Here is a 14693-nt window from a genome sequence, read left to right as displayed (position 1 = left end):
TTCAGCGGAGGTTCGCGGGCATCCTGCGGCCAGGCAGGAGCGCCAGGAACGCGAGCGCGAGGAGGCCGACGCTCATGCCGGCCTGCACGGGGAACGAGAGGCCGAGGAGGCCGCCGGTCTTCTCGCCGCCGGAGCCGCCGTCCACGGGGCCCGAGCCGGGTTCGCCCGCCTCGCCCGTGGGGCCGTCGCCCCCGGGGCCCCCGTCGCCGTCACCGTCGGTGCCCCCGTCGTCGCCGTCGGCGGTGCCGTCGCCGTCGTAGCTGGGGCTCTCGGTGAGGTCGGTGCCGGGCGGCCACGGGTTGGTCTCGTCGGCGTTCACCCAGTCCACACGGGATATGGGCTCGCCGTCGGTCCCGGTTGCGGCGCCGTACCAGGGCAGGGAGAGCAGGCCCACCGCCCCGATCACGGACGCGACGAGCACCAGACGCCGGAGCCCACACTTGCGCACACGTACACCTTAGTCGCGCAAAGCGAGCGGCGCCCGCCCGTCCGGGCATGTACGCCGAACGAGTTCGCTTGGAAGTCAAGAGGACGCGGGCCCCGGAGGGTCCGCGTCAGGCGGCCGCCGCGCGCGAGGCGCGCACCGTCCCGGCGACGACCGCGCCGACGAACACCGACGCCACGTACACCGCGAGCACCCCGTAGACCACAGTGGCCACCACGGGCGCGGTCGCGACGGCGACCGCCGCGGCGGCGAGCGCGATGAGGCTGCGCACCGGCCAGCCCAGGCCCAGGTCCCGGCGGGCCACCGGCGAGGCGGCCTTGTCGAGGCCAGCGGCCAGGTCGTAGAAGTACAGGGCGATCACCGTCAGCAGCAGGTACAGGACCGGCCAGGCGACCTCCGCGGCGATCCCGGCGGCGCAGATCGCGCCGAGCTCGACGGCGCGCAGCCCGGCCGGGATGTACCAGTCGAGGATGCCCTCGTGGTCGGTGCGGGCCACCGACCCGGCGAGGACCAGCGCGAGCGCGGCCAGGCCGAACGGGACCCACGGCGGCGTCCCCAGGGACGCGGCGAGCACGGCGGCCCCCGCGGCGAGGACCGCCGCGGCGGTCGCGGCGAACGGCGTCATGTCGCCGCCGAAGCGGGCGCGCGGGGCGAGGCGGGCGATCGGCCCGTCGTCGCGGTGCGCGGACCGGTCGGGGCGGCGCAGGGCCGCGGTCCGGGCCGCGAGGGACCGGAGCGTGCGGCCCGCGGTCGTGTACGCGAGCGCGAGGAGCTGCCAGCACAGGAGCGCGGCGAGCGCGACCTGGGGGCCGAAGGCGACGGCGGCGACGGCGAGGAGGAGCCAGCGCTCGCCGACGGGGGCGACGACGGTCCGCTTGGCCCAGTACAGGACCGAGCGGTGGGCGCCCATGACCTGCTCGGAGGCGGAGCCGAGGCGTTCGCCGAGGTGCGCGGCGCGGCCCGCGGGCGGCGCGGACTCGCGCCTGCGGGCCTGGCGGACCACGGCGGTGTCGAGGAGCACGGCGTACCAGGTGTCGGCGGTGTGCCTGACGGTCTGGGTGGCCATGGCGGCGACGGCGAGCCCCCATGCGGCGGGCGCGGGGGTCCCTCCGGCGACGGCGCCCGCGGCGAGGCCCGCGTAGATGAGGAACTCCTTCGAGCGGTCGGCCATCATGTCGAGCCAGCCGCCGAAGGACGAGAAGTTCTGGGTGTACCGGGCCAGCTGGCCGTCGACGCAGTCGAAGACGAAGCTGAAGTACATGAGCGCGGCCGCCGCGACGTACCACCAGGACCATCCGGTGGCGAAGATCCCGGCGGCGGCGACGGCGAGCGTGATCGACACCCACGTGATCGGCGTGGGGGTCCAGCCCAGGCGCGCCGAGAGCTTCACGAGCTTCGGGGACCAGGTGGACACGGCGTAGGTCGCGAAGAAGTCGTCGTCGTGCTTGACGGCGTTGCGCAGGCGCCAGGCGTCCATGTCGACGGCCTCGAACGCGGCGATGACCTCGCGGGCCTCGTCGCCGGTCGCGGCCTGGCGGTGCTCCAGGCCCGGCGTCCGGTACGCGTTGACGGGGACGGCGCGGGCGTGCAATGCCGCGAGGACGCCGTCGAAGGCGTCCCCCTGGGTCTGGCGCGGCCAGTGCCGCTCCAGGCGGGCGAGGTGCGCCGCGGAGACCTTCGCGAGGCCGCCGAGGCGGGTCGGGCCCGGCCCGGGGCCGGTGACGAGGCCGCGTTCGACCTGCACGGGCGCGGCGGACGGGTCGTCGCCGCCGACGAGCACGCCGGAGCGGCGCGAGGAGTCGGAGAGGACGGCCGCGACGGTGGTCTGCGAGGCGACGAGGTCGGCGCACGCGACGAACAGGGGCCCGTCCCCGGAGAACGCGATCTCCCCGAGGTGGGCCAGGTCGGCGTCCGCGTCGGCGGACGGGAGCTGGGTCGCCTTGACGGGCCGGTCCGTGCCGGGCCTGGTGAGGACGGTGACGTCGTCGCAGCCGGCCTCGCGGATCTGGGCGATGAGCCGGTCGAGGACCGTGCGGTCCTCATCGATCTCGGCGAAGCCGCCCGGGGCCGGCAGGATGACGGCTCGGCTCACGCGCCCGCCTCGGCCGCTCCCGGTACGAGGGCCGGTGCGGGGGCGGGGGCCTGCTCGGCGGCCTTCGCCGCGGCGGCGGCGCGGCGGGCCTTGCGCTCCTCCTTGGCCTTGGCGTCGCGGGCCTCGGCCTCCTTGTACGCGGCGAGGGCCTCGGCGACGGTGCCGTCGGTCTCCAGGGTCCCGGCGTCGAGGAAGATGCCGCGCTCGCAGTACTTCTTCAGGTCGCCTTCGGAGTGGGACACGAACACGAGGGTGCGGCCCTGGTCGAGCAGGCCCTTGATGACCTGCTGGCACTTGCGCTTGAACGCGGCGTCGCCGACGGCGAGGGCCTCGTCGACCAGGAGGATCGGGTGCGGGAGCTGCGTGATGACGCCGAAGCCGAGGCGGACCTTCATGCCCGAGGAGTAGTACTTGACGGGCGTGTCGATGAAGTCTTCGAGCTCGGAGAAGTCGACGATCTCGTCGAACTTCGCCTTGATCTCCTTGGTGGTCATGCCGTGGAGGGCGGCAACCAGGTTGACGTTCTCGCGGCCCGTGAGGTCGCCGGAGAACCCGGCGGACAGGGCGATGAGCGGCGCGACGCGGCCTTCGCGGCGGACGTACCCCTCGTCGGGGATGAGGACCCCGGTGATGAGGCGCAGCAGCGTGGACTTGCCGGTGCCGTTGCGTCCGATGATGCCCACGGCGTCGCCGGGGAAGATGTCGAAGTTGACGTGGCGCAGCGGCCAGAAGTCCTGCTGCTGGGCGCCCTGCTTGTTGGCGGCGCGCCGCACGAACAGGTCCTTGACCCGGCCTTTCTTCTGCTTGCCCTTCGCGAAGCAGATGCCGAGGTCACGAGCCTGAATGATCGGCTCCTCCATGGGGGCGGCCCTCCGGGACTGATGGTGGCTGTGCGGCCTTTCGATGGCGCGCCAATACTACCGCCCGGTCATCGGGGCCGGTCCACGGCCGATAAGAGAGGAATCTCGCAGGTCCGGGGCTCAGGCAGCGCGGTCGGTCCCGGCGCGGCGGCGCTCGGCGGCCAGGCGCTCGACCTCGAACGCGGCGAGGATGCGGCGGTAGGTGACCTCGGCGCGCTCGGCGGACGCGCGGGCTTCGAGCCGCGCCTGCCTCGCCTCGCGCCACACCAGCGCCAGCGCGGCCAGCGTGATGAGGCTCATCGCGAATGACGCGGCCCACACGAGCCGCTGCGGTCCGAGGAGCGCGACGGCCATGAGCCCGGCGGCGGCCAGGACGGCGAGCACGGCCCCGGCGCGGGCGGGCGAGGGCCGGCCGAGGCGGCGGTGGACGGCCTTGAGCAGTTTCTTCATCGACGCTCTCTCGGTCAGGCTGACGCGGTTCGGACGGGGCTGTCGGCCAGCAGGTCCGACACGAGCTTTCGGTAGGAGTCGTGGCTGAACCGCTCGCGCACCCGCTGCTGGGCGAGGGCGCTGCGGGCCAGGTACCGCTCGGGGTCGGCGTACAGGCCGTCCACCAATGGGACCACTTCGGAGGGCTCGCAGTACAGGGCCGCGTCGCCGAAGACCGGCTCGAACCGGGGCGGGAGGACCGTGACGCACCCGGCGGCGAGCGCTTCGAGGACGGCGCGGCCGAACGCCTCGTACTGCATCGGGTGCGGGAAGTAGATCCAGAAGTCCAGCTGGTACAGGAACGAGTCCACGTCGGTCTCGTTGAAGCCGTAGCAGGTCCACTCGGGCGGGACGGGCTCGCCGGTGATCTGGGGGACGGCTTTGACGCCGCCCATGATGCGCACGTCCCAGCGGCCGTCGCCGGGGTAGACGAGCGGCAGGTCCGCGGCCTCGGGCCATTTGGTGCGATCGTCGCGGGAGTGTCGCCCGACGACGGGCAGCACGGACCGGAACCCGGTGCGGGCGGGCGCGATGTCGGCGGTGTCGAGGATGCCGGGCATGTCGAAGTCGGCGAGGCGGCCCGCGGTCAGGCCTGAGAGCGCCTCACGCACTTGGGGCCCTTGGGGGACCCACAGCGGTTCGGTGCCGAACATGTCGGTCGCGTTGGCGTGGCAGCCGTCCGGGTCGTAGCGGACGTCGGTGCCGTCGCGTTCGGCCGGGGCCTGGTTGGCGAGGACGATCATCCGGTCGGGGCGCACGTTCGAGCGCTCGCCGGAGCGGAACTGGAGGATCGGCGGGTAGCGCAGGACGAGGAGGTCGCACGCGACGTCGTCGGTGGGGAGCACCTGGTCGACGTCGCCGTCGTTGACCATGCGCTGGATCGGCTCGCACATGGGCCGGTCCTCGGTGGTCATGTGCCGCCACGACTCCAGGTGCATGACGGCGATCGACATGCCTTCGGCGCGCAGGGCCTTGATCTCCTCGATGGTGGACTTCTGGGGGCCGCCGAAGGGCCGCCAGTCTAGGCAGTAGACGACGTCGAAGCGGCGCGGCCGCTGGTCAGCGCTCGCGACGGCCGCGTGGTACGGGGCCCAGAACGGGCGCGGCTCAGGGTGCCGCGGCAGGTGCGGGTCGGCTTCGCCCGCAGCGATCTTCTTGTGCCACAAGGGGTATGCGGACTGGTAGGCGCGGCGGGAGGGGTGCTTCCAGCCGGGCCCGAACTCCTCGCGCGAGAGCGACCCGGGCGCCTGGCGCATGAGCGTGTCGGTGGCCTTGAGGCGCTGCACGGCGTCCTGGCCGTAGGCGGCGGCGAAGCGGTGCAGCAGTTCGGTGTCGGCGCCCTTGCGGATCTCGTCGTAGTAGCCGAGGCGGTCGAGTGCGCTGCGGCGGAACGTCATCGACGCGGTGGACGTGGTGGTGAGGACCCGCCCGGGGCGGGTCGCGGCGAGGTCCTCGGTGAACAGGAACGCCTCGCCGTACGTCAGTTGCAGGCCCGGGTCGGCCAGGAGCGGGGCGACCGAGCGCGCGATGCGGCCGGGCGCGGCCCAGTCGTCGGAGTCCAGGCCGGTGACGAACTCGCCCGTGGCGGCATCGAACGCGGTGTTGCGGGCGGCGAACGTGCCGCCGTTGGCGTCCTCGCGGATCACGCGGACCCGCCCGTCCAGCGCGGCCGCGGCGTCCAGGACGGCGTCGTACTCCGCCCCCGAGGCGTCGTCCACGACGAGCACCTCCAGGTTCCCCCAGGTGCCTTCCAGGAGCGACCGGACGGCGGTGAGCAGGGCCCGGCCGGGCCGGTACGCGGTCACGACGACCGAGACGTTCGGGCCGTCCACGCTGGCGGGCACGGCGTCCGAACGCAGCCGGTCGAACCACGGCAGCGACGCGTCAGGGTCCAGACGGAGCTCCGGCTGCCCGCACAGCGCCGCGATCCGCCTGGTCCAGGCGCGCTCGTCGCCGCCCGCGTCCGGGTGCTCCAGGTCCGCCAGGAGCGCGTCGCGCTCCAGCTCCGGCAGGTGCCGGTAGCGGCGCATGAGCCGCCGCACGCGCTCGGCGTCGCCGGTGGCGTGGGCGAGCTGCGCGTGGACCGCGGCGTTCCGCGCGGCGATCCGCTTCGGGCCGCCCAGCTCCAATGCGAGGTCGAACAGGGCGAGCGCGTCCGCGCGGTCCTCGCCGGTCCCGAACTGGAGGCCGACGACGCGGGCGAGGTCGGCCAGGGCCTCCGGGTCCGCCTCGACGCGCCGCCCCTCCCGGGCCGCCGCGATCAGCCCGTGCAGCGTCAGCTCCCGGGTCGCGGCCGCGGCGAGCAGGTACCGGCCGCCCGGGGAGCGCGTCCGCAGGGCGGTCGACACGAGCGAGCCGCGCCTGCGGGCCCGCGACTGCCGCAACTGGTCGTCGATCAGGCGGGCCGGGTAGCGGGCGTCCTCGCTAGCTGGAGTCATCTCGTCCGTTCATCTCTGCGTCGCTTTCGACTGAGATCCTCGCGTGCCCAATGGCCGCCAAGTTGAATTGAAAACGAACGGTCTCCCTCACCTGCGTAAACAGATGTTGAACTGGGAAGCCGGTCAATGTCCTCCGCCGCTGCCGGGATATCGTGGGCGCGAAATGAGCGACTCACCGAAACGCCCGCGCATCGTCCGCAACGACTATAGGGCCCTCCACCCGCCGCAAGGCGAAACCTGGAAGCCGAGTCTCGCGGTGAGCGTCGTCATCCCAGCTTACGGGGCCCAGGAGAAGCTGGACCTCACCCTGGCCGCCCTCGCCGCCCAGACCTACCCGGCCGAGCTGACCGAGGTCGTCGTCGTGGACGACAACTCGGCCCCGCCCCTGCGCCTCCCCGAGCTGCGCCCCGAGCACACCCGCCTCGTCACCACCACCCCCGACTCGTGGGGCTCGGCGCACGGCGTCAACACCGGCGTCGCCCACGCCGACGGGCAGGTCGTGCTGCGCCTGGACTCCGACATGGTCGCCTACCGCGACCACGTCGAGCAGCAGATGCGCTGGCACCACACCGCCGACTACCTGGCCGTCCTGGGCCACAAGCGGTTCACCGCGTGGGAGCCGGGCCGCCTCACCCCCGAGCAGGTCCACGAGAAGGTCCTCGTCGGCGAAGGCGAGGCCCTGTTCGCCGTCGAGGACTCGACCGCGCACTGGATCGAGAAGGTCATCGCCGACACCGACGACCTGACCGCGCACCACCCCACGAACTACCGCGTGTTCATCGGCGCCACCGGCTCCCTGCACCGCGACTTCTTCAAGACCGTCGGCGGCCTCGACACCGACCTGCGCCTGGGCTCGGACACCGAGTTCGCGTACCGGCTCGCGCAGGCCGGGGCCGTGTTCGTGCCCGAGACCCGCTCCTCCGCTTGGCATCTGGGCATGCCGCAGATGCTGGAGCGCCAGGACGAGGGCCGCCAGCAGCGCGTCCCCTACATCGCGCAGCGCGTCCCGCTGCACGGCTGGCGCCGCACCGCCGCGCCCCGCGCCTGGCGGGTCCCCCTGGTGGACATGGTGATCGACATCGGCGAGGCGACCGCAGCCGAAGTGGACGCGGCCGTCGCACCCGTCCTCGGCGGCCCCGACGGGGACGTGCGGATCACGCTCGTCACCGGCCAGGGCCCGGCCCCGCAGGACCGCGCGTCGATCCTCGCCGGGGACGGCGCACAGCTGCGCCTCATCGAGGAGCTGTACGACGCCGAGGCCCGCGTGCGGATCGCCCAGCAGGCGCCCGAGGCCGACCCGGCCGTCCCGTACCGGCTCCTCCTCCCCAGGCCCGTGCCGATGCGCGCCAAAGGGCTCGGACGTATGCTGCACCTCATCGAACGCGTCGACGCCGGGCTCGTGCTCGCCGAACTCCCCGACGGGCCCCCGGCCCGCCTGGAGCGGACCGCCGCGTTCGCCCGCGCCCGCCACATCACCGGCGGCGCCGGCCTCGACCAGGTCGTCGCCGGGATCTGGGGCGCCACCGTCTTCGAGGGCCTCCTCGCCCCCGAACCCGAAGGCTCCGTGTTCAACCCGCCCCCGGCGGACCTCGCGCGCCGCTTCGCCCGCAAGTACTTCGACGCCCGCCAGCGCGCCCGGCTGCGGGCCCTGCTCAAACGCTAGGAGCCAGCAGTGACCGTCCTGCGCCGCAACGACTACGGCCCCCTCGACAGGCCGGGCGCGGACTGGCGGCCGAAACTCACCGTGAGCGTGGTGATCCCCGCCCACGGCCACCAGGACAAACTGGACGTCACGCTCGCTTCCCTTGCGGCGCAGTCGTACCCGTCGTCGCTGGTGGAAGTGGTCGTGGTCGACGACGGCACGGAGCCGCCGCTGCGCCTGCCGGACCTGCGGCCCGAGTCGACGCGGATCGTCAAGCCGCTCCCGGGCGGGTGGGCCTCGGCGCACGCCACGAACTCCGGTGCGGCGCAGTCGGACGGCGACGTGGTCCTGCGCCTGGACTCGGACATGCTCGTCTTCGACGACCACGTCGAGTCGCAGCTGCGGTGGCACCACGCCGCCGACTACCTGGCCGTGCTGGGGCACAAGCGGTTCGTGGACTACCGGCCCGGGGACCTGGACCCGGTGGACGTGTTCGAGGCGGTGCGCGCCGGGAAGGCCGCGTCGCTGTACGACCGGGCCGAACCCCAGTGGATCGAGCAGATCATCGACGCCACCGCGGGCCTGCGCGATGCCGACCACCGCGCGTTCCGGGTGCTCGTGGGCGCGTCGTTCTCGTTGCGCCGCAGCATGTTCGACGCCTCCGGCGGGATGGACGCGGACGTGCTCCTCGGCTCCGACACGATCTTCGGGTACCGGCTGCACCAGGCCGGGGCGCTGTTCGTGCCCGACGAGGACTCGTCGGCGTGGCACCTGGGCCCGCGCCAGATCGCCTCCCGCGGCGACCTCGCGAAGGCGTACCGGCGGCCCCGCATCGCCGACCGCGTCCCGGAGGTGGACCTGAAGCGGCCCAGGGCCAACCGAAGCTGGGGCACCCCGCTCGCCGACGTCGTGGTCGCCTCGGGCGAGGGCGCCGAGTCCTGCGTGGACGCGATCCTCACCGGCTCGGTCCGGGACGTGCGCGTCACGGTCACCGGCGATTGGCCCGAGCCGCACACCGGCCGCCATGCGCCCCTTGACGACCCGCACTTCGCGGCCCGGAACCTCCAGGAGGCGTTCGGGGGCGAGGCCCGCGTCCGCTTCGCGGCCGAGGCCGAACGCGACCGCGGCGTGCCGTACCGCATCGAGGTCCCCGCGGGCGCCGAGCCCGGACCGGAGGCCGTCAAGACGCTCCTCGCCCACGCCAACGAGCACCGGCTGGGACTGCTGGAAGTCGAACTCCCCCAAGGGACCGTGCGCCTCGAACGCGCGGCCGCCGCGGCCCGCGCGGCGCACCTCGGCGCGTCCATCGCGGACGTGTGGGGTGCGGAGCGGGTGGGCGAGGGCCCCCTCGCGGCGGCGTTCGCCCCGGACTCAGGTGCCGGTGACGCGGGTGGCGGTCGGGAGCGCGGTCTCGGACCGCTGCGCCGGGCCGTCAGGCGCGGCCTCGGCCGCTGAGTCCCGCTCGCTCACCTCGGTGTGCTTGAGGCGCTGGGCGAGGCGGTACACCTGGCGCAGGGCCTCGTACCCGAGGTAGGCGCGGGCGGCGAGGAGCCGCTGCTTGAGGCCGGTGACGCCCTCGGCGGGGTGCCACGCGTCGGGGCCGGGGTGGTAGCGGCGGTACAGGCCGGAGGTGCGGCGGAAGAACTCGCGGCGCTTCTTCGGGTCGACGCGCTCGGTGTTCCCGATGACGAGCAGCAGGTGCCACACCATGTGGTTGAACAGCGCGACGCGCACGCCCTGGTCCTCGACGCCCTCGAAGTCGTCCCAGACGCGCTGCCACTGCGTGAACACGTCGAAGTGGCGGTCGTCGCGGGTCCGCGTGATCGAGGACCCGGCCCGCTGGCGCCACTGGTAGCAGCACTCGGTGACGACGCTGATCCGCTCGGCGCGGCGCAGCAGGCCGTACGTCCACGGGATGTCGGTGTACCAGCCCGCGGGGAAGCCCAGGTCGATGCCGGTGAGGAACTCGCGGCGGGAGACCTTCGTCCACGGGGTGTGCGTGTAGTCCACGATCTGCGGCCACTCGGCGAGCGTGAACGCGGCCGGGTCGGCGGGGCTGTGCGCGGCCAGGTCGGCGAGCTCGCCGGTCTCGACCACGCCGGTGTCGCGGACCTTCTCGTGCTGCACGAGGACCACGTCGGGCCGCTCGGGCGCCTGGACGGCGGCGAGCACGCGCTCGACGGCGCCGGGCTTGAGCTCGTCGTCGCCGTCGACGAACCACACGTAGTCGCCCTTCGCCTGCGTCAGGCCGAAGTTCCGGGCCGGGCCCGAGCCCGCGTTCTGCGGGGTCGAGACGACGCGGATGCGGGGGTCCTCGGCGGCGAAGGCCTCGGCGACGGCGCGGGAGCCGTCGGGCGAGCAGTCGTCGACGACGACCACTTCGAGCCGGTCGCCCCCGCCGGTGATCGTCCGGAGGCAGCCGGCGAGGTACGCCTCGGCCTCGTAGACGGGGATGACGATGCTCAGTGCGGGCATGCACCGATCGTAGCCCTCAGAGAACACCCGGACCGGCCGGAGAATGGGGCCCGGGTCACGCCGCGCACCGGGCGAAATCGCATGTGAACCGTAGAATTCAGGAGGCGGTTCCCGCAGGTGGGCGCAGCCGCGGGCGCACCCGGGGAATGGTGAACATTCGCCTATCAATCGGTGAACAGACTCGCACGGCGACGATTTCGCGCACATTACATGACGAATGAATGAACGAACAGCCAACAAGAATTGACGTTTGCCCTGGTTGGACCCCTGGGCGTTGCCGTTGCTAATCTCGATTCACCCCCGAGCACCCACCCTGCCGATTCGCAAAGGACTCCACTGTGGTTAACGACGCGGCACCGAACGAGCCGGCCCTCGACGTCGACCTGGTCGTGGTCGGCCAGGGCTATGTGGGCCTGCCCCTCGCGCAGGCGGCGACCGCCAAGGGCCTGAGCGTGGTCGGCCTCGACCGCTCGCAGGGCGTGGTCGACGCCCTCAACGGCGGTGCCAGCCACATCGACGACATCGCCGACGCCGAACTCGCCGTCATGATCGGCCAGGGCTACACCGCCACCACCGACGCCTCGGTCCAGTCGCGCGCCAAGGCGATCGTCATCTGCGTCCCCACGCCCCTCGGCGAGGCGGGCGGCCCCGACCTGGCCGCCGTCATCGGCGCGTCCCGCTCCGCGGGCCAGTACCTGCGGCGCGGCGCGCTCGTGGTCCTGGAGTCCACCACCTACCCGGGCACCACCGAGGAGGTCGTGGCCCCGATCCTCGAAGAGGAGTCGGGCCTGACCGCGGGCACGGACTTCCGCCTCGCGTTCTCGCCCGAGCGCGTCGACCCGGGCAACCCGGTCTACGGGATCGTGAACACCCCCAAGGTCGTCGGCGGCCTCACCCCCGAGTGCACCGCCGCGGCGAAGGACCTGTACTCGCGGTTCATCGAGACGATCGTGGAGGCCAAGGGCCCGCGCGAGGCCGAGATGGCGAAGCTGCTGGAGAACACCTACCGGCACGTCAACATCGCGCTGGTGAACGAGATGGCGGTGTTCTGCCGCGAGCTCGGCGTGGACCTGTGGGACGCGATCGGCCTCGCCAAGACCAAGCCGTTCGGCTACCAGGCGTTCTACCCGGGGCCGGGCGTCGGCGGGCACTGCATCCCGATCGACCCGAACTACCTGTCGTACAAGGTGCGGACCCTCGGGTACCCGTTCCGGTTCGTGGAGCTGGCGCAGGAGATCAACAACCGGATGCCCGAGTACGTGGTCAACCGGGCCATGGCGAAGCTCAACGGCAACGGCATCGCGCTCTCGCGCGCCCGCGTCCTCCTCCTCGGCGTCACCTACAAGCCCGACATCGCCGACCAGCGCGAGTCGCCCTCGACCCCGGTGGGCCGCAAGCTCATCGAGGCCGGCGCCGAGGTCGCCTACCACGACCCGCACGTGACGGCCTGGAACGTCGGCGGCCACGAGGTCGAACGCGTCGCCGACCTCGCCACCGCGAAGGCCGACCTCATCGTCCTCCTCACCAACCACGCCGAATACGCCCCCGACACCCTCCCCGCGGGCGTCCCGGTCCTCGACACGAGAGGCGCCCTCCGCGGCGCCGACGGCGTCGAGACCCTCTGATACGCAGGAAAAACCGCCGCGAACCTCACGGTTCGCGGCGGTTTCCGGTTTCCTGGTGCTATGCCACGGCGCGGGCGAACTTCCGGGTCGCCCACCAGACGAGGAGGATGGCGAGGGCGCCGATGTAGGCGGCGGCCTGCCAGATCGCGTTCGCGCCCATGTCGCCCTCGAAGAGCGAGCGGGCGGCCTCGACCGCGTAGTAGAACGGGTTGAAGTCGGCCACGTTCTGGAGCCACTGCGGCGCGAGCGCCATCGGGAGCATGATGCCCGAGAGCAGCATGATCGGCTGGACGAACGTGTTCAGGACCGGCGCGAGCGTGTCCTCGCTCTTGAGGACGATCGCCACGCCGTACGAGAGCGCGCCGAGCATGAACGAGGTCAGGAGGATGATCCCGAGCATGAGGAACACGCCCGGCCAGTAGATGCTCAGGCCGCCGATCGGGGCGGCGAGCCCGACCAGGATGAGCGCCTGGATGATCGTGGTCGTGACCGTGGCCAGGGTCCGCCCGATGAGGAGCGCCGCCCGGCTGACGGGCGTGACGCGCATCCGCTCGATGACGCCCGCGCGGAGTTCGGCGATGAGGCCGAAGCCGACGAAGGTGGACCCGAACAGGGCCATCATGATGATGAGGCCGGGGACGAAGGTCTCCATCGCGCCGGCCTCGAACCCGGGGGCGCCGTCGAGGCCGTTGAGGAGCGGGGCGAAGAAGATCAGGAAGTACAGCGGCTGGATGAGCATGACCACCAGCCAGACCGGCTGCTTCAGGTTGAGCTTCATCGCCCGGGAGTAGACGAGCCAGGTGTCGCGCAGTGCCTTCATGGTCAGGCCTCCTCTCGCAGGGACCGGCCGGTCTGCTTCAGGAAGACGTCGTCGAGGCTGGGCCGGTGCAGCTCGATGGACGCGGGCGCGATGTCCTTGCCGTCGAGGGAGCGCAGGAGCTCCGGCAGGGCGGCGGCGCCGTCGTCGACGTACATGCGGAGCGTGGCGACCCCGGTGGCCGGGTCGGCCTCGCCCGCCTCGATCTCGCGGACGAAGTCCTTGGCGCCCAGGAGGTCGACCGCCTCGGAGGCGGCCCCGACGATGCCGATGGCGACCACGTCGCCCGCCACTTCCTTCTTGAGTTCGAGCGGGGTCCCCTCGGCGACGACCTCGCCGTGGTCGATGATCGCGAGCCGGTCGCACAGGGCGTCGGCCTCGTCGAGGTAGTGGGTGGTGAGGAAGATCGCGGTGCCGCGCTCGCGCAGGGCCCGCACCTCGTCCCACATGTGGGCGCGCGACTGCGGGTCCAGGCCCGTGGTCGGCTCGTCGAGGAACAGGAGCTTCGGCTCGTGCATGATGCCGAGCGCGATGTCGAGGCGGCGCTTCTGGCCGCCGGAGTAGGTCTTGACGTTGCGGTCGGCGAACTCGGTGAGCTGGAACGCCTCCAGGACCTCGGCGGCGCGCACGGCGGCGCGCTTCTTGGTCATGCCGTAGAGCCGGCCCTGCATGACGAGCTCCTCGCGGGCGGTCACCTCGCCCCAGGTGCCGCCCTCCTGGCCGACGTAGCCGATGTCGCGGCGGACGGCGGCGGACTGCTTGGCGAGGTCGTGGCCGCAGACGACGGCCCGACCCTCGGTGGGCTCGATGAGGGTCGAGAGCATCCGCATGGTGGTGGTCTTGCCGGCGCCGTTGGGGCCGAGGAGGCCGAAGACCTCCCCTTCCTTGACGGCGAGGTCGACGCCGCGCACGGCCTCGACCTCCTTGCCGCGGGACTTGAAGGTCTTCTTCAGCCCCTTGGTCTCGATGAGCATTGGTACCTCACGGGTGGTGGACGGGTTCAGTGGACGGTGTTGGATGAACCTGTTTCCTTGTTCAAGTTTGACTATAACCACTCCCCTGAGACGACTGCAACTCGGTTTCGGTGTCCGTAGCGGCATAGTCAACGTTGAAGTACCATGGTCGGCATGTGGAGCACGCGCTTGCTTGTCCTCGGCCTGGTCAGGTGGCTCGGCCCCGTCCACGGCTACCTCGTGCGCCGGGAGCTCGACTCCTGGCGGCTGCCCGGCGTGTCCGAGATCGGCGCGGGCTCGATCTACCACGCGCTCAAGCGGCTCACCGCCGACGGAAGCATCGAGGTCGTCGGCACCGAGTCGGTCGACGCGCGGCCCGCGCGCACCACGTACAAGGTCACCGCCAAGGGCGAGGCCGAGTTCCAGCGGACCCTCCGCGAGAAGCTGTGGGAGGTCTCCGCCTCCGAGGACCCGTTCCACACCGCGTGGACGTTCGCGCAGGTCCTCAGCCCGGCCGAGAACATCGCGATGCTCAGGCAGCGGGCCGAGACGCTGTACGAGCGCGTCGAGACCGTCACGCAGGTGCTCGCGGCGACGACCTCCGACTTCAAGGAGGCGAACGCCGGGTCGTTCGTCCCGGCCCACGCGCGGGCGATGATCAAGCGCCAGGCCGACCTGTGGGCTGTGGACGCCGAGTGGTGCGAGCACACCGCCGAGCGGATCGAGTCCGGCGACCTCGAACTCGGCCCCGACCTCGATGCGCAGCAGGCGCAGTACTGGCGCGAGTCGATCCAGGGCGACAAGTTCGTGGAGCAGGTGGCGATGTGGCGGGAGGGGACCGGGAAGTGACCGCCCGG

At 72.4% G+C, this 14693-nt stretch carries 12 protein-coding genes; 4 read left to right on the top strand and 8 right to left on the bottom strand.

All coding sequences use genetic code 11. The features are described 5' to 3' along the window. Position 1 precedes the first annotated feature (1 nt). The 5 genes from ACFFXY_RS06080 to ACFFXY_RS06060 form a co-directional block, all read right to left on the bottom strand. Complete coding sequence (locus tag ACFFXY_RS06080; protein ID WP_382347027.1) at positions 2-448, bottom strand: hypothetical protein; 447 nt, start codon at positions 446-448, stop codon at positions 2-4. A gap of 106 nt (positions 449-554) precedes the next feature. Further along, complete coding sequence (locus ACFFXY_RS06075; RefSeq protein WP_382347024.1) at positions 555-2537, bottom strand: CDP-alcohol phosphatidyltransferase family protein; 1983 nt, start codon at positions 2535-2537, stop codon at positions 555-557. Continuing rightward, entirely contained in the window at positions 2534-3397 is an 864-nt protein-coding gene (locus ACFFXY_RS06070; protein ID WP_382347021.1) for an ABC transporter ATP-binding protein, read from the bottom strand. The genes ACFFXY_RS06075 and ACFFXY_RS06070 overlap by 4 nt, the downstream gene beginning before the upstream one ends. 120 nt (positions 3398-3517) lie before the next feature. After that, positions 3518-3847, bottom strand: a complete 330-nt coding sequence (locus tag ACFFXY_RS06065; protein ID WP_382347018.1) for a hypothetical protein — start codon at positions 3845-3847, stop codon at positions 3518-3520. A 14-nt stretch (positions 3848-3861) separates the two neighbouring features. After that, positions 3862-6324 (bottom strand): glycosyltransferase, encoded by a 2463-nt coding sequence (locus ACFFXY_RS06060; protein ID WP_382347015.1) that lies wholly within the window; start codon positions 6322-6324, stop codon positions 3862-3864. 163 nt (positions 6325-6487) lie between these two features. Between ACFFXY_RS06060 and ACFFXY_RS06055 the strand changes: the two genes are divergently transcribed. Further along, complete coding sequence (locus ACFFXY_RS06055) at positions 6488-7987, top strand: glycosyltransferase family 2 protein (RefSeq protein WP_382347012.1); 1500 nt, start codon at positions 6488-6490, stop codon at positions 7985-7987. Between the two features lie 9 nt (positions 7988-7996). Then, complete coding sequence (locus ACFFXY_RS06050) at positions 7997-9421, top strand: glycosyltransferase family 2 protein (protein ID WP_382347009.1); 1425 nt, start codon at positions 7997-7999, stop codon at positions 9419-9421. Here the strand turns inward: ACFFXY_RS06050 and ACFFXY_RS06045 are convergent. Beyond that, positions 9338-10441: a glycosyltransferase family 2 protein gene (locus tag ACFFXY_RS06045; protein ID WP_382347006.1), complete on the bottom strand. Its 1104-nt coding sequence runs from the start codon at positions 10439-10441 to the stop codon at positions 9338-9340. The genes ACFFXY_RS06050 and ACFFXY_RS06045 overlap by 84 nt on opposite strands. 338 nt (positions 10442-10779) lie before the next feature. On the opposite strand from ACFFXY_RS06045, the gene ACFFXY_RS06040 reads away from it, so the two are divergent. Then, entirely contained in the window at positions 10780-12066 is a 1287-nt protein-coding gene (locus tag ACFFXY_RS06040) for a nucleotide sugar dehydrogenase (RefSeq protein ID WP_382347003.1), read from the top strand. 58 nt (positions 12067-12124) lie between these two features. Here ACFFXY_RS06040 and ACFFXY_RS06035 read toward each other — a convergent pair whose 3' ends face one another. Continuing rightward, entirely contained in the window at positions 12125-12886 is a 762-nt protein-coding gene (locus tag ACFFXY_RS06035) for an ABC transporter permease (protein WP_382347000.1), read from the bottom strand. A 2-nt stretch (positions 12887-12888) separates the two neighbouring features. Then, positions 12889-13857 (bottom strand): ATP-binding cassette domain-containing protein, encoded by a 969-nt coding sequence (locus ACFFXY_RS06030; protein WP_382346997.1) that lies wholly within the window; start codon positions 13855-13857, stop codon positions 12889-12891. A 153-nt stretch (positions 13858-14010) separates the two neighbouring features. Between ACFFXY_RS06030 and ACFFXY_RS06025 the strand changes: the two genes are divergently transcribed. After that, positions 14011-14685, top strand: coding sequence for a PadR family transcriptional regulator (locus ACFFXY_RS06025; protein ID WP_382346995.1), 675 nt, complete (start codon positions 14011-14013; stop codon positions 14683-14685). Positions 14686-14693: the final 8 nt, after the last annotated feature.

The organism is Glycomyces mayteni (genome assembly GCF_042428885.1).
Classification (GTDB): Bacteria; Actinomycetota; Actinomycetes; order Mycobacteriales; family Micromonosporaceae; genus Glycomyces; species Glycomyces mayteni.
The sequence above is the reverse complement of the archived record's forward strand: the minus strand, read 5'-3'. Positions and strand labels throughout refer to the sequence as shown.

Coding starts and splice junctions, on each gene's coding strand:
- ACFFXY_RS06060 (WP_382347015.1), bottom strand. CDS start 6,324: ATGACTCCAGCTAGCGAGGACGCCCGCTACCCGGCCCGCCTGATCGAC.
- ACFFXY_RS06025 (WP_382346995.1), top strand. CDS start 14,011: ATGTGGAGCACGCGCTTGCTTGTCCTCGGCCTGGTCAGGTGGCTCGGC.
- ACFFXY_RS06065 (WP_382347018.1), bottom strand. CDS start 3,847: ATGAAGAAACTGCTCAAGGCCGTCCACCGCCGCCTCGGCCGGCCCTCG.
- ACFFXY_RS06045 (WP_382347006.1), bottom strand. CDS start 10,441: ATGCCCGCACTGAGCATCGTCATCCCCGTCTACGAGGCCGAGGCGTAC.
- ACFFXY_RS06055 (WP_382347012.1), top strand. CDS start 6,488: ATGAGCGACTCACCGAAACGCCCGCGCATCGTCCGCAACGACTATAGG.
- ACFFXY_RS06030 (WP_382346997.1), bottom strand. CDS start 13,857: ATGCTCATCGAGACCAAGGGGCTGAAGAAGACCTTCAAGTCCCGCGGC.
- ACFFXY_RS06035 (WP_382347000.1), bottom strand. CDS start 12,886: ATGAAGGCACTGCGCGACACCTGGCTCGTCTACTCCCGGGCGATGAAG.
- ACFFXY_RS06070 (WP_382347021.1), bottom strand. CDS start 3,397: ATGGAGGAGCCGATCATTCAGGCTCGTGACCTCGGCATCTGCTTCGCG.